The sequence below is a fragment of the Sphingomonas sp. BK036 genome, from assembly GCF_004216825.1.
Taxonomy (GTDB): domain Bacteria; phylum Pseudomonadota; class Alphaproteobacteria; order Sphingomonadales; family Sphingomonadaceae; genus Sphingomonas.
Genome location: NZ_SGXR01000005.1, coordinates 279,696 through 298,095 on the forward strand (window position 1 = coordinate 279,696; position 18,400 = coordinate 298,095).

16 protein-coding genes are annotated in these 18,400 nt (G+C 66.1%); 10 read left to right on the top strand and 6 right to left on the bottom strand.

All coding sequences use genetic code 11. The features are described 5' to 3' along the window. Positions 1 to 3: 3 nt before the first annotated feature. Together EV283_RS11555 and EV283_RS11560 are read left to right on the top strand one after the other, a co-directional pair. Positions 4 to 2,169: an RNA degradosome polyphosphate kinase gene (locus tag EV283_RS11555; RefSeq protein ID WP_130325487.1), complete on the top strand. Its 2,166-nt coding sequence runs from the start codon at positions 4 to 6 to the stop codon at positions 2,167 to 2,169. Continuing rightward, a complete protein-coding gene (locus tag EV283_RS11560) occupies positions 2,166 to 3,677 on the top strand; it encodes a Ppx/GppA family phosphatase (RefSeq protein ID WP_056414999.1) in 1,512 nt (503 codons plus the stop codon). Before EV283_RS11555 ends, EV283_RS11560 begins: the two co-directional genes overlap by 4 nt. A 153-nt stretch (positions 3,678 to 3,830) precedes the next feature. On the opposite strand, the gene EV283_RS11565 is transcribed toward EV283_RS11560, so the two are convergent. Both EV283_RS11565 and rnd read right to left on the bottom strand, forming a co-directional pair. Then, positions 3,831 to 4,127: an I78 family peptidase inhibitor gene (locus tag EV283_RS11565; RefSeq protein ID WP_130325489.1), complete on the bottom strand. Its 297-nt coding sequence runs from the start codon at positions 4,125 to 4,127 to the stop codon at positions 3,831 to 3,833. Next, positions 4,124 to 5,299, bottom strand: coding sequence for a ribonuclease D (gene rnd / locus EV283_RS11570; RefSeq protein ID WP_055876012.1), 1,176 nt, complete (start codon positions 5,297 to 5,299; stop codon positions 4,124 to 4,126). The genes EV283_RS11565 and rnd overlap by 4 nt, the downstream gene beginning before the upstream one ends. Positions 5,300 to 5,486: 187 nt before the next feature. On the opposite strand from rnd, the gene aspS reads away from it, so the two are divergent. Both aspS and EV283_RS11580 read left to right on the top strand, forming a co-directional pair. Continuing rightward, complete coding sequence (gene aspS / locus EV283_RS11575; RefSeq protein ID WP_130325491.1) at positions 5,487 to 7,310, top strand: aspartate--tRNA ligase; 1,824 nt, start codon at positions 5,487 to 5,489, stop codon at positions 7,308 to 7,310. 26 nt (positions 7,311 to 7,336) lie between these two features. Further along, the gene (locus EV283_RS11580; protein WP_130325493.1) at positions 7,337 to 8,113 is read left to right on the top strand and encodes a polyphosphate kinase; all 777 of its coding nucleotides are present in this window, start codon (positions 7,337 to 7,339) and stop codon (positions 8,111 to 8,113) included. Between the two features lie 4 nt (positions 8,114 to 8,117). On the opposite strand, the gene EV283_RS11585 is transcribed toward EV283_RS11580, so the two are convergent. Continuing rightward, positions 8,118 to 8,759: a carbonic anhydrase gene (locus EV283_RS11585; protein WP_242615930.1), complete on the bottom strand. Its 642-nt coding sequence runs from the start codon at positions 8,757 to 8,759 to the stop codon at positions 8,118 to 8,120. Positions 8,760 to 8,938: 179 nt separating this feature from the next. On the opposite strand from EV283_RS11585, the gene lipA reads away from it, so the two are divergent. Both lipA and EV283_RS11595 read left to right on the top strand, forming a co-directional pair. Continuing rightward, positions 8,939 to 9,865 carry a lipoyl synthase gene (gene lipA / locus EV283_RS11590; RefSeq protein WP_056415016.1) on the top strand — a complete coding sequence of 309 codons (927 nt, stop codon included), beginning with the start codon at positions 8,939 to 8,941 and terminating at the stop codon, positions 9,863 to 9,865. Further along, positions 9,865 to 10,338, top strand: a complete 474-nt coding sequence (locus EV283_RS11595; protein WP_130325497.1) for a type II toxin-antitoxin system RatA family toxin — start codon at positions 9,865 to 9,867, stop codon at positions 10,336 to 10,338. The genes lipA and EV283_RS11595 overlap by 1 nt, the downstream gene beginning before the upstream one ends. Here the strand turns inward: EV283_RS11595 and EV283_RS11600 are convergent. From EV283_RS11600 to EV283_RS11610, 3 genes are read right to left on the bottom strand one after another with little or no spacing between them, the layout of a single operon-like run. Further along, positions 10,284 to 10,799, bottom strand: a complete 516-nt coding sequence (locus EV283_RS11600; protein ID WP_130325499.1) for a CinA family protein — start codon at positions 10,797 to 10,799, stop codon at positions 10,284 to 10,286. The genes EV283_RS11595 and EV283_RS11600 overlap by 55 nt on opposite strands. Then, a complete protein-coding gene (locus EV283_RS11605; protein ID WP_130325501.1) occupies positions 10,799 to 11,323 on the bottom strand; it encodes a PepSY domain-containing protein in 525 nt (174 codons plus the stop codon). The genes EV283_RS11600 and EV283_RS11605 overlap by 1 nt, the downstream gene beginning before the upstream one ends. Next, on the bottom strand, positions 11,320 to 12,483 hold the full coding sequence (locus EV283_RS11610) for a bifunctional 2-C-methyl-D-erythritol 4-phosphate cytidylyltransferase/2-C-methyl-D-erythritol 2,4-cyclodiphosphate synthase (protein ID WP_130325503.1): 1,164 nt from the start codon (positions 12,481 to 12,483) through the stop codon (positions 11,320 to 11,322). The genes EV283_RS11605 and EV283_RS11610 overlap by 4 nt, the downstream gene beginning before the upstream one ends. Positions 12,484 to 12,574: 91 nt before the next feature. On the opposite strand from EV283_RS11610, the gene dusB reads away from it, so the two are divergent. From dusB to EV283_RS11630, 4 genes are read left to right on the top strand one after another with little or no spacing between them, the layout of a single operon-like run. Continuing rightward, a complete protein-coding gene (gene dusB / locus EV283_RS11615) occupies positions 12,575 to 13,573 on the top strand; it encodes a tRNA dihydrouridine synthase DusB (RefSeq protein WP_130325505.1) in 999 nt (332 codons plus the stop codon). Next, the gene (locus EV283_RS11620) at positions 13,560 to 14,624 is read left to right on the top strand and encodes an ATP-binding protein (protein ID WP_242615931.1); all 1,065 of its coding nucleotides are present in this window, start codon (positions 13,560 to 13,562) and stop codon (positions 14,622 to 14,624) included. Before dusB ends, EV283_RS11620 begins: the two co-directional genes overlap by 14 nt. Further along, on the top strand, positions 14,621 to 16,075 hold the full coding sequence (gene ntrC, locus EV283_RS11625; RefSeq protein ID WP_130325507.1) for a nitrogen regulation protein NR(I): 1,455 nt from the start codon (positions 14,621 to 14,623) through the stop codon (positions 16,073 to 16,075). The genes EV283_RS11620 and ntrC overlap by 4 nt, the downstream gene beginning before the upstream one ends. 52 nt (positions 16,076 to 16,127) lie before the next feature. After that, positions 16,128 to 18,398 (top strand): ATP-binding protein, encoded by a 2,271-nt coding sequence (locus tag EV283_RS11630; RefSeq protein ID WP_130325508.1) that lies wholly within the window; start codon positions 16,128 to 16,130, stop codon positions 18,396 to 18,398. The last annotated feature ends 2 nt before the right edge of the window (positions 18,399 to 18,400 follow it).

Genomic DNA, 18,400 nt, shown 5'->3' on the forward strand with positions numbered 1-18,400 from the left:
CCGATGAACCGTCCAGCGCATATCGTCCGCCAAGCGGAAGACGACGACGATCCCATCGGCGCAGAGCCGAACGACCGGTTCTTCAACCGCGAGCTTTCCTGGCTGGCGTTCAACCGCCGCGTGCTGGAAGAGGCGTGCAATCCGGCACACCCGCTGCTCGAGCGGCTCCGCTTCCTGTCGATCTCGGGCTCGAACCTCGACGAGTTCTTCATGGTTCGCGTCGCGGGTTTGAAGGGCCAGCAGACGCAGGACGTCGATCGCCGATCTGCGGACGGCCTCACCGCAGGCCAGCAGCTGACCGCGATCGTCCGCGAGGCCGATGCATTGATGGCGAGCCAGCAGGCGGTGTGGGGCGACCTGCGCGTGCTGCTCGACGAGGCGGGACTGTTCGTCCTGCGCCGCGAGGCGATCGAGGGCGAAGCCGACGAGTGGCTCGAAACGCACTTCCGCGATCAGATCTTCCCGATCCTGACCCCGCAGGCGCTCGATCCCGCGCATCCGTTCCCGTTCATCCCGAACCGCGGGCTTTCGGTCATCTTCGACCTCGTCCGGATCTCGGATAACGAGCCGGTGCGCGAACTGGTGATGCTGCCGCACACGATGACGCGCTTCGTCCGCCTCCCCGGCGAACCCGCGCGCTACATCGCGATCGAGACGTTGCTCAAGCGCTTCGCCCCCGTCCTGTTCCCCGGATACGACGTGCTTGCCGCGGCGAGCTTTCGCGTGCTGCGCGACAGCGACATGGAGATCGAGGAGGAAGCAGAGGACCTCGTCCGCTACTTCGCCAACGCGATCAAGCGCCGCCGCCGCGGCCGCGTGATCCGGCTGGAACTCGAGACGGGTATTCCCGACGTGCTCGCCGCTGTGCTGAAGGACGAACTCGGCGGCGCGGACGCGATCATCACCGAGAGCGGCAACCTGCTCGGCATCGTCGATCTCGATGGTCTGGTCGACGAGGACCGGCCCGATCTCAAATTCCCGCCGTTTACGCCGCGCTTCCCCGAGCGGATCCGCGAATTCGGTGGCGATTGCTTTGCGGCGATCAAGGCCAAGGACATCGTCGTCCACCATCCGTACGAGACGTTCGAGGTAGTGCTCGCCTTCCTCAAACAGGCGGCGAACGACCCCGATGTCGTCGCGATCAAGCAGACGCTCTACCGCGCCGGCAAGCAGCCCGCGGTCATCAACGCACTGATCACCGCGGCCGAAGCCGGCAAGTCGGTGACCGCGGTCGTCGAGCTCAAGGCGCGCTTCGACGAGGAGCAGAACATGGTCTGGGCCTCCGCGCTGGAGCGTGCGGGCGTGCAGGTGGTGTACGGCTTCATCGACTGGAAGACACACGCCAAGGTGTCGCTGGTCGTCCGCCGCGAGGGCTCCGCATTCCGCACCTACTGCCATTTCGGCACGGGCAATTATCATCCGGTCACTGCCAAGATCTACACCGACCTCAGCTTCTTCACCGCCGACGCGGGGGTGGGGCGCGATGCGGCGCAGATGTTCAACTATATCACGGGGTATGTCGAACCGACCGACATGGCGCGCGTCAGCCTCTCGCCGCGCGACCTTCGCCAGAACCTGATGAACATGATCGACGTCGAGATCGCCAATGCGCGCGCGGGGAAACCTGCGGGCGTGTGGGCGAAGATGAACTCGCTGGTCGACCCCGCGGTGATCGAAAAGCTGTACGAGGCGAGCGGGGCGGGAGTCGAGATCGACCTCATCATCCGCGGTATCTGCTGCCTGCGCCCCGGCGTGCCCGGCTTGTCCGAGACGATCCGCGTCAAGTCGGTGATCGGCCGCTTTCTCGAGCACAGCCGGATCTGGGCATTCGGCAACGGCAAGGCGCTGCCCAACGACGGCGCCAAGCTGTTCATCTCGTCCGCCGACTGGATGCCGCGCAACTTCGATCGTCGCGTTGAATATATGCTGCCAATCCTCAACCCGACCGTCCACGACCAGATCCTCGACCAGGTGATGGTCGCGAACCTGATCGACAACGAGCAGAGCTGGGAACTGCAACCCGATGGCGAGTATAATCGCGTCGATCCCGGCAACCGCCCCTTCAACCTGCATCGGTATTTCATGACCAATCCGTCGCTGTCCGGCCGTGGTGCCTCGCTTGCGACCAGCAATGCCGTGCCGACCCTGTCGCTCCGTCGAAAACGATGAGCGTCGCACATCGCCTGTTCGGCAACGCGCCGCCCAAGGCCGAAACCGATGATCACCCGCGTACGGGGATCATCGACATCGGATCGAACTCGATCCGCCTGGTGGTGTATCAGGGGCCACCGCGGCTGCCCGCGATCCGGTTTAATGAGAAGGTACTGGCCGGGCTAGGTCGGGGGCTAGCTGCGACCGGATCGATCGAGAAGTCCGCGCTGAAGACCGCGCGGACTGCGCTGGCGCGGTTTGCGGCGGTGGCGCGCGAGATGGAATGCTCGACGCTCCGCACGGTCGCAACGGCGGCGGTACGCGATGCGAAGAACGGCGGCGAACTCATTGCAACCGCTGAACATCTTGGCCTCAAGGTCGAGACGTTGTCGGGCGAGCAGGAGGCCAGTGCGGCGGGCTATGGCGTGCTCTCCGCGATCCCCGATGCGGATGGTATCGTCGGCGATCTCGGCGGCGGCAGTCTCGAACTTGTCCGCGTCCGGCAGGGGAAGATCGAGGATCGCGTCTCGTTTCCGCTCGGCGTGCTGCGCATAGGTCCGATCCGCGCCAAACGCGGCAAGGTCCTTGAACGGCTCGTCGCCCGCCTCATTCGCGAGGCGGGCTGGACTGCGCGCGGGCAGGGGCTTCCGCTATATCTCGTCGGCGGATCGTGGCGTGCGCTGGCGCGTCTCGACATGGAGCTGTCGGACTATCCGCTGCCGATCATCCATCAATATTCAATGACTGCTGCGACGATCACGCGTCTCAGTCGCACGATCCCGCAGCTCTCCAAGCCGCGGCTGAAGGCCATTCCGGGGTTGTCGTCGGGCCGTTCGGCAACGCTTGCCGACGCCGCGGCCCTGCTGGGCGTGCTGATGCGGCAACTCGGCAGCCGGACAACGGTCGTCTCCGCATACGGGCTGCGTGAAGGCCTGCTCTACGAAGACCTGAAGCGCGCGGACCGCACGCTCGATCCGCTGATCGTTGCAGCGCGCGAAGAGGGTCGGCTGCTTGGGCGTTTTCCCGAGCATGGCGATCTGCTCGATCGCTGGATCGCACCGCTGTTCGTCGGCGAACCGGCGGCGATGGCGCGGATACGGCACACCGCCTGCCTGCTCGCCGATGTCGGCTGGCGTGCCAATCCGGAGTTCCGCGCCGAACGCGGGGTCGAAGTCGCGCTCCACGGCAACTGGGTCGCGATCGATGCGCCCGGCCGGGGCATGCTGGCCCAGGCGCTCTACGCGAGCCTTGGCGGCGATCTTGCGGCAGCCGATCCGGTCGGCCGGCTTGCGTCACCCGCGGCGATAAAAAGCGCGACGGCGTGGGGACTTGCGATGCGCCTCGGCCAGCGGATGAGCGGTGGGCTCGCCGGTCCGCTCCAGCGGTCGCGGTTGACCGATGACGGCTTGACGCTGACGCTGACTCTGCGTCCCGAGGACAAGGGGCTATATGGCGAGGCGGTCGAACGGCGCCATAACGCGCTAGCCACCGCCCTGGGCCGCAAGGCGCTGCTGACGATCGCGTAACCGTATTGCCCTAGTAATCCTCCCCCGCCAGGGGGAGGTGGCAGGCGTCCACCTGACGGAGGGGGCGGGCAGGGAACGCCGGTTCCGTGTCCTCCCCCTCCGTCGCCTCCGGCGCCACCTCCCCCCGGCGGGGGAGGATGCAAAAGTGCCGCCTCAGGCGCAGGTAAAGCGTTCGATCCGTCCCTTGGCATCGACATAGACGTTCAGCCGGTCGACGCGGAAATCCTTCGTCGTCGCGGTGTTCGGCGCGATCCAGCGGAGCGTCCGTGCACCCGACCGCGTCTGCATCACGTCCGCCCGCGCATCGCTCGCGCGCTTGCCGACCAGATCGCCCAGCGAATCCGCATTGCACGCGGATTCGACGGGGGCCGCAGCGGGAGTCTCACCGCGCATCTCGACCGGCGTGCACGCCGCGGACGCCAGCAGGGCCGCAACCAGAACGATCTTCATGCGGCATCCTCCGTACGCGTCATCTTGAGCTTTCCGCCGATCACCGCAAACGCCAGCCGGCCTTCGACGAGATCGAGCGCGTCACGCCCGAACTGGTCGAATCGCCAGCCCTCGAGCATCGGCAACCCGACTCGCACGCCAGCGGCAAGCGCCTCCAGCTCATCGGTCCGCGCGAGCAATTTTGACGCGACATCAATATCTCGCGAGCGGATCTTCAGCAGTAGCTTAAGGAGATCCGCGACCAGCGAGCCCTCCTTGCCGAGCCCGGGCTTGCGATCGTCACGTGGCGGCAATTCGTCCTCGCCGAGCGGCTGCGCGCCCTCGATCGCCGCCATCAGCCGGCCGCCAATGTCGTTCCCCGCCCAGCTCGCCGACAAGCCGCGCACGCGGGCGAGATCGGCCTGCTTCTTGGGCGGATGGCCCGCCATGTCGCCGAGCGTCTCGTCCTTGACGATCCGGCCGCGCGGCAGGTCCTTCGCCTGTGCCTCGAGCTCGCGCCACCGGGCGAGTGCCTTGAGTCGTCCGAGCACCTCGGGCTTGCGTCCCGAGATCCGCACGCGTTTCCACGCCAGATCGGGATCGTTTGCGTAATTGGCGGTATCGCCAAGCCGCTCCATCTCCTGATCGAGCCACACGCCGCGCCCGGTCTTGCGCAGCCGCTCGAGCATCTTCGGGAAGATCTTCGACAGATGCGTCACGTCACCGATCGCATATTCGATCTGACGCGCATCGAGCGGGCGGCGCGCCCAGTCCGTGAAGCGCGCGCCCTTGTCGACCGCGATGCCGAGCCAGCTGTCGACGAGGTTCGAATAGCCGATCTGTTCGCCCTGGCCGAGCGCCATCGCCGCGACCTGCGTGTCGAACAGCGGGAAGGGCGTCTTGCCCGTGAGGTTGTAGACGATCTCGATATCCTGCCCGCCGGCATGGACGACCTTCAGCACGTCGTGATTCTCGACGAGCAGGTCGAGCAGCGGCTTGAGGTCGATGCCCGGAGCCATCGGGTCGATCGCCGCGGCTTCCTTGTCGTCGGCGATCTGGATCAGGCAGAGCTCCGGGTAATAGGTGCTTTCGCGCATGAATTCGGTGTCGACGCACACATAGTCGGCGTCGGCCATGCGCGCGCACAGATTGGCGAGCGTGGCACTGTCGGAGATAAGCGGGTGGATATGCATGGATCGTCCATAGCGAGGCTCCCCCATGTTGACAAAGGGGCGCCTTGACAAAGGCGGGTAGGGAAGGGAAGCGCGGGCTATCCAATTCCCGTCATCCCAGCGAAAGCTGGGATCTCCCGTCGCAGGGCGCACCCTTGCCGCACGAGATCCCGGCTTACGCTGGGACGACGTATGAGAGACGAGACACATGCACGCCTATCGCACCCATAACTGCGCCGCCCTCCGTCCCGAACAGGTCGGCGAGGAGGTCCGCGTGTCGGGCTGGGTCCACAAGAAGCGCGATCATGGCGACCTGGTCTTCATCGATCTGCGCGATCATTACGGCATCACGCAGATCGTCACCGACGTGTCCGGCCCCGTCTTCAAGGTCATCGAGGGCCTGAAGAGCGAGAGCGTCGTCACGATCACCGGTAAGGTGACCGCGCGCGCACCCGAGGCGGTGAACCCGAACCTGCCGACCGGCGGGATCGAGGTCCGCGCGACCGCCGCGACCGTCCAGTCGATGGCCGGCGAACTGCCGATGCCCGTCGCGGGCGAGGCGGAATATCCCGAGGATATCCGCCTGCGCTATCGCTATCTCGATCTGCGTCGCGAGCGTTTGCACGCGAACATCATGCTCCGCTCGAAGGTCATCACCTCGCTGCGCAACCGCATGAACGATCAGGGCTTCACCGAATTCCAGACGCCGATCCTGACCGCGTCGAGCCCCGAGGGCGCGCGCGACTATCTGGTGCCGAGCCGCGTCCATCCGGGCAAGTTCTACGCGCTGCCGCAGGCACCGCAGATGTTCAAGCAGCTGCTGATGGTCGCGGGCTTCGACCGCTATTTCCAGATCGCCCCGTGCTTCCGCGACGAGGACGCGCGCGCCGATCGTTCGCCGGGCGAGTTCTACCAGCTCGATTTCGAGATGAGCTTCGTCACGCAGGACGACGTGTTCAACGCGATCGAGCCCGTCCTCCACGGCGTATTCGAGGAGTTCGCCGACTGGCAGGGCAAGGGGCGCCAGGTGTCTGCGCTCCCGTTTAAGCGCATTCCCTACCGCGAATCGATGCTCAAATACGGCAGCGACAAGCCCGATCTGCGCAACCCGATCCTGATCCACGACGTCGGCCATCATTTCGTCGATTCGGGCTTCGGCCTGTTCGCCGGGATCGTCGCCGGCGGTGACGTGGTCCGCGCGATCCCCGCGCCGAACACCGCCGAGAAGAGCCGCAAGTTCTTCACCGACATGAACGACTGGGCCCGCGCCGAGGGGCATGCAGGCCTCGGCTACATCACCCAGAAGAACGGCGAGCTCGGCGGCCCGATCGCCAAGAACCACGGCGAGGAAGCGACCCGCAAGCTCATCGCCGAGATGGGGCTCGGCCCCAACGACGGCATCTTCTTCGCCGCCGGCAAGGAACTCGCCGCCGCCAAGCTCGCGGGTGCGGCACGTGCGCGGATCGGCGCCGACCTCGGCCTGATCGACGAGAACCGCTTCGAATTCTGCTGGATCGTCGACTTCCCGATGTTCGAATATGACGAGGACGCCAAGAAGGTCGACTTCAGCCACAACCCGTTCTCGATGCCGCAGGGCGAGATGGACGCGCTGGAGACCAAGGACCCGCTCGATATCCTGGCGTACCAGTACGACATCGTCTGCAACGGCGTCGAACTGTCGTCGGGCGCGATCCGGAACCACCGGCCTGAGATCATGTACAAGGCGTTCGAGATCGCCGGCTACACGCAGGCCGATGTCGACACGAACTTCGCCGGCATGATCAATGCGTTCAAGGTCGGCGCCCCCCCGCATGGCGGCTCGGCGCCGGGCATCGACCGGATGGTCATGCTGCTCGCGGGCGAGCCGAACATCCGCGAGGTCGTACTGTTCCCGATGAACCAGAAGGCCGAGGATCTGATGATGGGCGCGCCGAGCCCGGTCAGCGCCAAGCAGCTGAAGGAACTCAACATCCGCCTGACCGTCGATGGTCCCAAGGATGCGACCAAGACGGTCGCACCCAACGCAGGATAACCGAAGCGGGTGACGGAGCGTAGCGCATGACGATACATCTCGACGAGTACGAAGCCGGCGACTCGTATGACGGCAAGTACAAGCATGACCTTGCTGCGCTCCAGAAACGTCTCGAGCATATCCAGGTCGCGCATATCGTCGGCGGTACGCGGGCGATCGTGATGTTCGAGGGTTGGGACGCGGCGGGCAAGGGCGGTATCATCCAGCGCCTGTCCGCCGAATGGGACCCCCGCAACTACAAGGTGTGGCCAATCTCGGCGCCCACCGCGGACGAGAAGGCGCATCACTTTCTATGGCGCTTCTGGAACCGTCTGCCGGCGGACGGCCATATCGCGGTGTTCGATCGCAGCTGGTATGGTCGTGTGCTGGTGGAACGCGTCGAAGGGTTTGCGAGCGAAGCCGAATGGCGCCACGGCTATGACGAGATCAACGCGTTCGAAGCGCAACAGGTCGAGAGCGGTACGACGCTGATCAAGCTGTTCGTCCACACGACGCAGAAGGAACAGGACCGACGCCTGAAGGCGCGGCTCGACGACCCGTGGAAGCACTGGAAGACGGGGCTCGACGATTATCACAACCGGTCACGTCGGAAGGACTATCTGGAGGCGATGGCGGAAATGTTCGCGCGCACCGATACCGCCACCGCGCCTTGGACCGTGATCGACGGCAACGACAAGAAGGCGGCCCGGATCGCAGCGCTGACGCTGATCGCGGACCGCCTCGAAGCCGGCGTATCGATGGTGCCGCCACCGCTCGACCCGAAGGTCAAGCGTGTGGCGGAGAAGGCGTTAGGCCTTCGCTGACCCGTTACGCTTTCGCGGATTTGGCCTCTGCTGCTTCGGCCTGGATGAACTCGTCATCCGCGTTGAGCAGCAGCATCTGGCCCGAGTCGATGCCGAAATAGGCACCGCGGAGTGCCAGCGTACCGGCAGCCTCGGCCCTTCTGACGAACGGGAAGGTGCGCAGATTGGCGATCGAGGTGCGGACGGATTCGAGTTCCATCTCGCGACCGGCTTTGTCGCTGTCGCCATATTTGGCGATGACTTTCTCGCGCGCGCCGTCGAGCAGGCTCACCCAATCGGACACGAAGCCACCGGCACCATGGTCCGCGTCGGCAAAGGCCTGCGTCAGCGCGGCCTTGCAGCCACCGCACTTCTCATGGCCCATCACGACGATCTCTTCGACCTTCAGCTGCGTGACGGCGAACTCGATCGCCGCCGACACGCCGTGATGGCCGCCACCGGTCTCGTAGGGCGGCACCAGATTGGCGACGTTGCGGACGACGAACACTTCGCCGGGCAGCGTGTCGAAGATCTGCGCGGGTTCGACACGGCTGTCCGAGCAGGCGATGATCATCACCTTGGGGCTCTGGCCGTCCTGCAGCTCCTTCCAGCGCTCGCGCTGCTGCTCCCAGGGGCCGTCCTTGAAGCGGTGATAGCCTTCGATCATTTCCGGAAAGTGAGTGGGCACGGTTAGCCTTTCATGGACGGTTGCATTGCAACATGACAAACTTGTCATGTTGCAACTGGTTCCCGGGGAAGTTTTTATCCTCGGCGAACGGTGATTCCAAGCCGACGACGCGATCGGCTGCCATTGTCTCAAGGGCAGGGCGGGGCTATCTGGCGTCCATGAACGACATGACCCCGATGGCTGCGCCGGTTCGTGCGCGCAAGCCCGACTGGATCCGCGTCAAGGCGCCGACCTCCGCTGGCTTCGCAAAAACCCGCGAGCTGATGCGATCGAAAAGCCTCACGACCGTATGCGAAGAGGCGGCATGCCCCAACATCGGTGAATGCTGGTCGAAGAAGCACGCGACCGTCATGATCCTCGGTGACACCTGCACGCGGGCTTGTGCGTTCTGCAACGTGAAGACGGGCATGCCGCGTGCGGTCGACCGGATGGAGCCGCAGAACGTTGCCGATGCGGCCGCGCAGATGGGGCTCAACCATATCGTCATCACCTCGGTCGATCGCGATGACCTGCCCGATGGCGGTGCGTCGCAGTTCGTGAAGGTCATCCAGGCGATCCGCGCGTCGAACCCGACGACGACGATCGAGATCCTGACGCCGGACTTCCGCAACAAGGCGCAGGCCGCGATCGAGTCGATCGTCGAGGCGCGTCCCGACGTCTATAATCACAATCTTGAGACGGTGCCGCGGCTCTACCCGACGATCCGCCCGGGTGCGCGCTATTATGCGTCGTTGCGGCTGCTGGAGAGCGTGAAGCGCCATGATCCGTCGATCTTCACTAAGTCGGGCGTGATGCTCGGGCTCGGCGAGGAGCGTCTGGAGATCCATCAGGTGATGGACGACATGCGCTGCGCCGACATCGATTTCCTGACGATGGGGCAGTATCTCCAGCCGACACCGCGTCATGCGAAGGTCGCCGAGTTCGTGCCGCCCAAGGCGTTCGATGCCTATGCCTCGATCGCGCGCGCCAAGGGCTTCCTGCTGGTTGCCTCGTCGCCGCTGACCCGGTCGAGCTATCACGCGGGCGACGATTTCGAGCAGTTGCGTGCCAATCGCGATGCGAAGCTGGGCGTCGTGCGCATCTGATGCCCAAGCATTCGGAAACGCGTCATTTGCCGTATACGCCTGAGCAGATGTTCGACCTGGTGGCCGATGTCGGTCGCTACGCCGAGTTCCTGCCCTGGGTCAGCGCGATGCGGGTGCGCTCGAACAGCGAGACCGAGACGCTCGCGGACATGATCGTCGGGTTCAAGGGCCTACGCGAGACCTTCACGTCGCGTGTCGAGAAGGTCCGGCCGAGCGAACTCACCGTCGACTACGTCGATGGTCCACTCAAATATCTGCGCAACGAATGGCATTTCCGGCCCGAGCCGCAGGGCTGCGCGGTCGATTTCACCGTCGACTTCGCGTTCAAGAACCGGATGTTCGAGATGATCGCCGGGCAGGTGTTCGGCGCTGCGCTGCGCAAGATGATCGGCGCGTTCGAGACGCGCGCCGCCGAGCTTTACGGCGTCGAAGCGTCGGGCAGCAAGAGTTCGAGCGCGCACAGCGCGGCCTGAAGCCGGATACCGCCACGGCCGAGATCGCCGAAATCCTTGCGATCGGCGTGGACGTCGGACGGATCTCCGCCCTTTTCCGCGCGACCGAACACGACCGTCCCGACCGGTTTCTTGAGCGATCCACCACCGGGGCCGGCGACGCCGGTGATCGCGACGGCGATATCCGCGCCGGACTGTTTGAGCGCGGCCTGCGCCATGCTCCAGGCGACCGCGATCGAGACCGCACCGAACGTTTCCAGCACGTCGGAACTGATCTTGAGCATGCCCAGCTTGGCCGCGTTCGAATAGGTGACGAAGCCGACTTCGAACACGTCCGACGATCCGGGGATCTCGGTGAGCGCCGCGGCGACCAGCCCGCCGGTGCAGCTCTCGGCGACCGCGACTCGGCGCCCGATCGCACGGTTCTGGTCGATAACCTTGCGCGCGGCTTCGACCAGTTCGGCGGGAAGGATGGTATCCATCAGCGAGTCTCCACCGGGCACAGGGGCAGTGAGGCGACCGAAATAGCACCCCCGCGCGCCTTTTGCGATTTGAGGTAGCGTAGCGTCTCGACGACAATGCCGGCCGTGTTGCGCGGGGGCAGCGGTTCGAGCAGCGTCACGAGCCGGTCGATCGTCGCACAATCGCGCAGTGCGATCCGGCCGACGATCTGCGGCACGAGCAACGTCGTCAGCAGCGGGCGTGCGAAGTCCGAATCAAGCAGCGCATCGACCGCGGGGTCGCTGAGCTTGACGATCGCTGCGCGCGCCGCCGGCCATGCGCGCTCGGCTTCGGTCTCGTACCGCCCGATCAGCGCGCTCGACTGGCGCCGGATCAGACTGGCCGAGGGGAGCTGCGCTGCACAGACGCGCCCTGTCTCGCGAATGATGTCGGGCATCGCGACCAGCGTCAGCGATTCGGCCTCGGGCCCGGTTATGCAGCGCGGTTGCGCCATGGCTGGGCTGGCGAGGAGCGCGATCGCGACGAACGCGGCGGTGATCTTCATGCCGGAGCACCGGGAACGCGGACGGTGGCGACCGCCTGCGCGGCGATTCCCTCGCCGCGGCCGGTGAAGCCGAGCCGCTCGGTCGTGGTCGCCTTGACGCTGACGCGGTCGAGCGTGAGCCCGAGCAGGTCGGCGATCCGCGCGGTCATCGCCGCGCGGTGCGGGCCGATCTTGGGCGCCTCACACATGATCGTGAGGTCGACGAAATCGATCCGGCCGCGCTTGTCGGCGATCAGTTTGGCCGCGTGCTGGAGGAACTGGCCCGAGTCGGCGCCCTTCCACTGCGGATCGCTAGGCGGGAAATGGGTGCCGATATCGCCTGCCGCGATCGTGCCGAGCAGCGCGTCGGTCAGCGCGTGAAGCGCGACGTCGGCGTCGCTATGCCCCGACAGGCCCTTGTCATGCGGAATCAGGATGCCGCCGAGCCAGAGCTCTTCGCCGGTTTCGAGCCGGTGGACGTCGAAGCCCATCGCGGTGCGGGTCTCATACGAGGTATTGGCGGCGACACGCGCTTCGGCGGCCGCGAAATCTTCGGGGTGGGTGACTTTCTCGAGCATCGCCGAGCCCTGCACCAACGCGACGCCGACGCCAAGCCGTCGCACCATCTGCGCGTCGTCGGTCGCCTCTTCTTCCGCAGGCCAGACGGCATGGGCGGCGCGCAGGGCTTCGACCGCGAACGCCTGGGGAGTCTGCACGCGATTGAGATCCGCGCGCGGCACGATATCGCCGAGCAGGACGTTGCCGCGCGCGAGCGTGTCGGTCACCGGGAGAACGGGAATGGCCGCATCCCTGGTCTTCAGGGCGGCGACGAGCGAATCGATGACGGCGGCCGACAGGAAGGGGCGCGCCGCGTCGTGGATCAGCACGTGAGTCGCCTCGCCGACCGCTGCGACGCCGTTCGCGACCGACTCGCGGCGCGTCGCACCGCCGACGATGATCGTCGCATCGCAGCCGAGCGCTTCGATCGCCATTCTCTGCTGTCCGGCGGCCACCACGACGATCGTCTCGACGATCGCCGGGTGCGCGACGAACGCGTCATGGGAATAGGCGATCATCGGTCGTCCGCCGATGCGTGCATATTGCTTGGGAACCGCGCCCCCGGCGCGCACGCCGGTTCCGGCGGCGACGATGATCGCGACGATACGCTGTCCGTGTGCCATCCCCGCGACCTAGCGGTTCATCCCGACGCTCGCCAGTCTTGCGGCACACGGCAGGGTAGGGTAGGGGAATGCCTCTTTTTCAGGCACATTCATGCGTAACTTGACCCCCATCCAGATCGGTCCCGTCCGGATCGAAAGCCCCGTCGTGCTCGCGCCGATGACCGGTGTCACCGACATGCCGTTCCGCACGCTGGTGCGACGCTATGGCTCGGGCCTCAACGTCACCGAAATGGTCGCGAGCCAGGCGGCGATCCGCGAGACCCGGCAATCGCTGCAGAAGGCGGCGTGGGACCGGCTCGAGGAGCCGGTGTCGATGCAGCTGATTGGCTGCACGCCGTACGAGATGGGCGAGGCCGCCAAGCTCAGCCAGGATCGTGGCGCGGCGATCATCGACATCAACATGGGCTGTCCGGTGCGCAAGGTCGTCAACGGCGACGCGGGCTCGGCGCTGATGCGCGACACCAAGCTCGCCAGCGCGATCATCGAGGCGACCGTCAAGGCGGTCGACGTCCCCGTGACGCTGAAGATGCGGATGGGCTGGTGCCACGACAGCCTCAACGCGCCCGATCTCGCGCGGATCGCCGAGGACCTCGGCATCAAGCTGATCACCGTCCATGGCCGCACGCGCAACCAGATGTACAAGGGCAGCGCGGACTGGGGCTTCGTCCGCAAGGTCAAGGACGCGGTGAGCGTGCCGGTGATCGTGAACGGCGACATCTGCACGATCGAGGACGCCGAGGCGGCGATGGACCAGTCGGGCGCGGACGGGTTGATGATCGGTCGCGGCGCCTATGGCCGGCCCTGGGTGCTGGGGCAGGTGATGGAATGGTTCGCCACCGGGCGGCGGATCGAGGATCCGTCGATCACCGAGCAATATGACGCGATCGCCGGCCATTACGAGGCAATGCTCGAGCATTACGGGATCGAGACCGGGGTCAACATGGCGCGCAAGCATATCGGGTGGTACACCAAGGGGCTCCCCGGTTCGGCCGAGTTCCGCAACAAGGTGAACCAGATGCCCGATCCCAAGCAGGTCAAGGCGATGCTGGCCGAGTTCTACGCTCCATGGCGCGATCTTGCTGCCGCCTGACGCGCGTTCTCTTCTGCGGCCTGGCTTTGCGGAACTGTTCTCCGCGCTGCCGGTCGCCGTCGTCGTCGTCGATCCCGATCACCGCGTCGCGCACGCCAATGCGCTCGCCGAGCAGCTCTTGAACCTGTCCGAGCGGCTCATGATCGGCCAGCCGCTCGACGCGATCATCCCGTCGCCCGACGATCCGCGCAACCGCGACGGTCACGGCCTGGCGGTGTACGACACCGAGATGTCGACCGCGCGCGGCGTGAAGATTCGCGTCGACTTCGCCGAGACGCAGATCGCCGATTATCCGGGCTGGCGGGCGATCACGCTGCACGCCGCCGCAACCTCGCGTCGTCTCGGCCACTCCGCGGACCGCGCAGCCGGCGCGAGGGCGGCCGTCGGGGCCGCGGCCATGCTCGCGCACGAGATCAAGAACCCGCTGTCGGGCATACGGGGGGCGGCGCAGTTGCTCGGCGCCGGAGAACTCACGACGCTGATCGTGACCGAGGTCGACCGGATCGCCGCGCTGATCGACCGGATGCAGGATTTCAGCGATACCCGGCCGCTGCCGCTCGCCAGCGAGAACATCTACCCGCTGCTCGGCCATGCGCGCCGGCTTGCGCTTGCCGGGTTCGCGCGCGGCATCTCGATCGAGGAGCGCTTCGATCCGTCGCTGCCGCCCGCGCAGATCAACCGCGATGCGCTGCTGCAGATCGTGATAAACCTGCTCAAGAACGCGCGCGAAGCCGTTCGAAACGAACGCGAACCGCGCATCGTCCTGACCACCGCCTATCGCCACGGCATTACCGTCAGCGCAGGGCCCGGCAAGCCACGGCTACCGCTGCCGATCGAGATCTGCATCTTCGACAATGGCCCCGGTGCACCTGCCGACATTGCCGATCACCTGTTCGACCCGTTCGTATCGGGCCGTCGCGAAGGGCAGGGGCTTGGCCTCGCGCTCGTCGACAAGCTCACCCGCGACATGGGCGGAATCGTCCAATACGCCAGAGAAGGTACGCCCGAAATGACCGTCCTGCGCCTGCTGCTCCCGCGAGCCGCATCATGAGCACGGTGCTGGTCGTCGACGACGATGCCGCGATCCGCACCGTCGTCGCGCAAGCGTTGCGCCGTGCCGGGCATGACGTCAATTCGGCGGACAGCATCGCGCAACTCGAACGCGCCTTGGCCGTCTCGCTTCCCGACGTGATCGTGACGGACGTCGTCCTGCCCGATGGCGACGGGATCGATCACGTCCGCAGCGTTGCCGCGCGCTTCCCGCTGCTGCCGATCATCGTCCTGTCCGCGCAGAACACGCTGACCACCGCGGTCCGCGCGGCGGAGGTCGGCGCGTATGAATATCTGCCCAAGCCGTTCGACCTCGACGTGCTGACGCGTGCGGTGGCCGGCGCGCTCGCACGTGGCGGGATGGTGGGCGAGGATGCGCTTGCCGACGAGGATCGGGCGCTGCCGCTGATCGGCCGCTCGGCGGCGATGCAGGACGTGTACCGGATCATCGCGCGCGTCGTGTCGAACGACCTGACCGTGCTGATCTCGGGCGAATCGGGCACCGGCAAGGAACTCGTCGCGCGCGCGATCCACGATCTGGGGCCGCGCAATGCCGCGCCGTTCGTCGCGATCAACATGGCCGCGATCCCGCGCGAACTGATCGAAGCCGAGCTGTTCGGGCACGAGCGCGGCGCGTTTACCGGCGCGGCGACTCGCAACGCGGGCCGCTTCGAACAGGCGGCGGGCGGCACCTTGTTCCTCGACGAGATCGGCGACATGCCGATGGAGGCACAGACCCGCCTGCTCCGCGTGCTCCAGTCGGGTGAGTTCACCAGCGTCGGCGGCGCGCGGACGATCCGCGTCGATGTCCGCATCGTCGCCGCGACCAATCGCGATCTGAACGCGCAGGTCGCGGCCGGGCAGTTTCGTGAGGACCTGTTCTACCGTCTCAACGTTGTCCCGATCGCGCTGCCGGCGTTGCGCGAGCGGCGTCAGGACATTGCGCTGCTCGCACGGCATTTCCTCGACCATGCCGCGATCCAGGGGCTGCCACGCCGGCAACTCGGCAGCGACGCGCTCACCGAACTCGGCGCGCATGACTGGCCAGGCAACGTTCGCGAGCTCGAAAACCTGATGCGACGGCTGGCGGTGCTCGCGCGCGACGAGGTGATCGGCGCGGACGCCATCCGGGCGATGATCGGGACGCAGGCGATTATAGGCGAACCGGTCGATATCGAGATCGGCCACGCAGTTCGCGCGATGATCGAACGGATCGCGCGCGACAATCCCGCCGCGCTCGACGACGGCACGCTCTACGACCGCGTCATCGGCGAGGTCGAGCGCCCGCTGATCGAGGCGATGTTAGCGCGCCACGGCCAAAACCAGCTTCGCGCCGCGCGCGCGATGGGGATCAACCGCAACACGTTGCGCAAACGCCTGGATACGCTGGGCATCGATATCGGCGGCACCGCGCTAGACGGCGATCGCGCGGAAGAACGAGAACGACGCTAATTCTGTCATTATGTGGTTTCCCGGCAACGGTTGACGTTGTATCGGGGCAACGATGATCGCTTCCGCGACGCTACCGATGGATGATGACGGGCCCGCGCACCGGTTCGCGGTGACGCCTGCGGTCGAGGGACTGGTGCTTGCGATCGCCGTGGCGATCGGCGTCGCGAGCTATTTCATCATCACCGGTGCCGACACGCCGCAGCGGCTGCTGCCCCCCCCCGTGGTCGCGTTGCTGCTGGTCGCCAATCTTGTTCCCGGCATCGCTTTGCTGATGCTGCTCGGCCGCCGCGTGGCGATGCGTCGCGCCGCTCGGTCGCCCGTCGGAGGCGGCGGAAGGCTCCACGTCCGGCTCGTCGCGCTGTTTTCGATCGTCGCTGCGGTGCCGATGCTGCTGGTGACGATCTTTGCATCGCTACTGTTCCAGTACGGCGTCCAGTTCTGGTATTCCGATCAGGCCCGCGGGATGCTCGAGAACGCCACCACGCTCGCGCAATCTTCCTACGCCCGCCAACTCAGCCGCTGGGAGGAGGCGACCGTGACGATGGCCGCCGACATGTCGGGCTATCTGCGCGAGAAGTCGCTCGAGAGCCCCGATTTCTCCGGCTATTTCCTCCAGCAGGTCTATTATCGCAGCCTGTCCGAGGCGGCGTTGTTCAAGGTCACGCCGCAGAACGAGATCCAGACCTTCGCGGTGGTCGACCCCTACAAGATCGATTTCGCACGGCAGGTCACGCCCCAGTCGATCGCCCAGTTGCGCGCGGGCAAGTCGGCGGTGGTCGCGGTTACTGGCGACCGGATCCAGACGATCACGCTGCTCCCCGGCTCGAACGAGCTGTTCCTGTATGCGGGCCGGGTCGAGGATACCAAGCTCCTGTCCAGCCAGACGATCCGCGCGAACGAAGTGCTGACGAGCTATCGTTCGTTGCTGGCGCGCGCGCGGAGCCTCCAGTTGCGGTTCAACGCCGCGCTGCTCGTTATCTCGTTGTTGATCGTCGGCGTGGCGGTCTGGATCGCGCTCGCGGTCGCCGACCGGCTCGTCCGGCCCGTCGGCGAACTCGTTGATGCCGCACGCCGTGTCGCTGGCGGGGATTTGACCGCGCGCGTCCCGGATCCGCGAAGCCGCGACGAAGTCGGCACGCTCGCCAACGCGTTCAACCAGATGACCGGGCAGCTCGAAGAGCAGAATACCGAGCTCGTCACCGCCAACGGTCAGCTCGAGAATCGTCGTGCGCTGATCGAGGCAGTGATGGCGGGTGTCTCGGCCGGCGTCGTCGCGACCGGGCGCGAACGGACGATCACGATCGCCAACGATTCGGCGGTTACCTTGCTCGGTACCGATGCCGGCGGACTGGTCGGGCGAAAGCTGGTCGACGTGGCGCCCGAGCTCGACGCGATGCTCGACGGCGGTGACCGGGAGGCGATCGTCGAGGTCGGGCAGGGCGGTGACGTCCGCACGCTGGCGGTGCGTATCGCGCGCCCCGCGACCGGACCGATCCTCACCTTCGACGACATCACACAGCAACTGCTCGATCAGCGGCGTGCGGCATGGTCCGACGTAGCACGACGGATCGCGCACGAGATCAAGAACCCGCTGACGCCGATCCAGCTCGCCGCCGAGCGCTTGCAACGCCGCTATGGCGCTAAGGCCGAGATGCAGGACGGGACGTTTTCGCGGCTGACCGACACGATCATCCGTCAGGTCGGCGATCTGCGCCGCATGGTCGATGAATTCTCCTCGTTCGCGCGGATGCCCAAGCCCGTCTTCCGCGAGGAATCGCTGGTCGACGCCGCCCGTCAGGCGCTTTTCCTGCACGAGGTGGCGCATCCCTTGATTGGCTTCCACCTCGTCAATGACGACCCCGGGCTGGCACTCGTCTGCGACCGGCGCCAGATCGGTCAGGCGTTGACGAACATCGTCAAGAACGCGGTCGAAGCTATTGATACGAAGGGCGAACCTGGCGGTTCGGTGACGATGACGCTCAGCCAGGAGCCGGGCCGCAGCGTGACGATCGCGGTGGCGGATACGGGCGTCGGCCTGCCAGCCGATCGCGATCGGATCATGGAGCCCTATGTCACGACGCGGGCGCGCGGCACCGGCCTCGGGCTTGCCATCGTCAAGAAGATCATTGAGGAACATTGCGGCACGATCGGGTTCTCCGATCGGCCGGGTGGCGGCACGATCGTCACGATGATCTTCGATACCAGGGCCTTGGCCGCACTCGACCAAGGCGGACTGGACCAGGGGGGGCTCGACTCACGAGGGGCGCTCGCCGAGGGGGCAGGGGACGGCCAACTCGCCACCATGACTCGCAACCGGACATGATT

Coding starts and splice junctions, on each gene's coding strand:
- EV283_RS11555 (WP_130325487.1), top strand. CDS start 4: ATGAACCGTCCAGCGCATATCGTCCGCCAAGCGGAAGACGACGACGAT.
- EV283_RS11560 (WP_056414999.1), top strand. CDS start 2,166: ATGAGCGTCGCACATCGCCTGTTCGGCAACGCGCCGCCCAAGGCCGAA.
- EV283_RS11565 (WP_130325489.1), bottom strand. CDS start 4,127: ATGAAGATCGTTCTGGTTGCGGCCCTGCTGGCGTCCGCGGCGTGCACG.
- rnd (WP_055876012.1), bottom strand. CDS start 5,299: ATGCATATCCACCCGCTTATCTCCGACAGTGCCACGCTCGCCAATCTG.
- aspS (WP_130325491.1), top strand. CDS start 5,487: ATGCACGCCTATCGCACCCATAACTGCGCCGCCCTCCGTCCCGAACAG.
- EV283_RS11580 (WP_130325493.1), top strand. CDS start 7,337: ATGACGATACATCTCGACGAGTACGAAGCCGGCGACTCGTATGACGGC.
- EV283_RS11585 (WP_242615930.1), bottom strand. CDS start 8,759: ATGATCGAAGGCTATCACCGCTTCAAGGACGGCCCCTGGGAGCAGCAG.
- lipA (WP_056415016.1), top strand. CDS start 8,939: ATGAACGACATGACCCCGATGGCTGCGCCGGTTCGTGCGCGCAAGCCC.
- EV283_RS11595 (WP_130325497.1), top strand. CDS start 9,865: ATGCCCAAGCATTCGGAAACGCGTCATTTGCCGTATACGCCTGAGCAG.
- EV283_RS11600 (WP_130325499.1), bottom strand. CDS start 10,799: ATGGATACCATCCTTCCCGCCGAACTGGTCGAAGCCGCGCGCAAGGTT.
- EV283_RS11605 (WP_130325501.1), bottom strand. CDS start 11,323: ATGAAGATCACCGCCGCGTTCGTCGCGATCGCGCTCCTCGCCAGCCCA.
- EV283_RS11610 (WP_130325503.1), bottom strand. CDS start 12,483: ATGGCACACGGACAGCGTATCGTCGCGATCATCGTCGCCGCCGGAACC.
- dusB (WP_130325505.1), top strand. CDS start 12,575: ATGCGTAACTTGACCCCCATCCAGATCGGTCCCGTCCGGATCGAAAGC.
- ntrC (WP_130325507.1), top strand. CDS start 14,621: ATGAGCACGGTGCTGGTCGTCGACGACGATGCCGCGATCCGCACCGTC.
- EV283_RS11630 (WP_130325508.1), top strand. CDS start 16,128: ATGATCGCTTCCGCGACGCTACCGATGGATGATGACGGGCCCGCGCAC.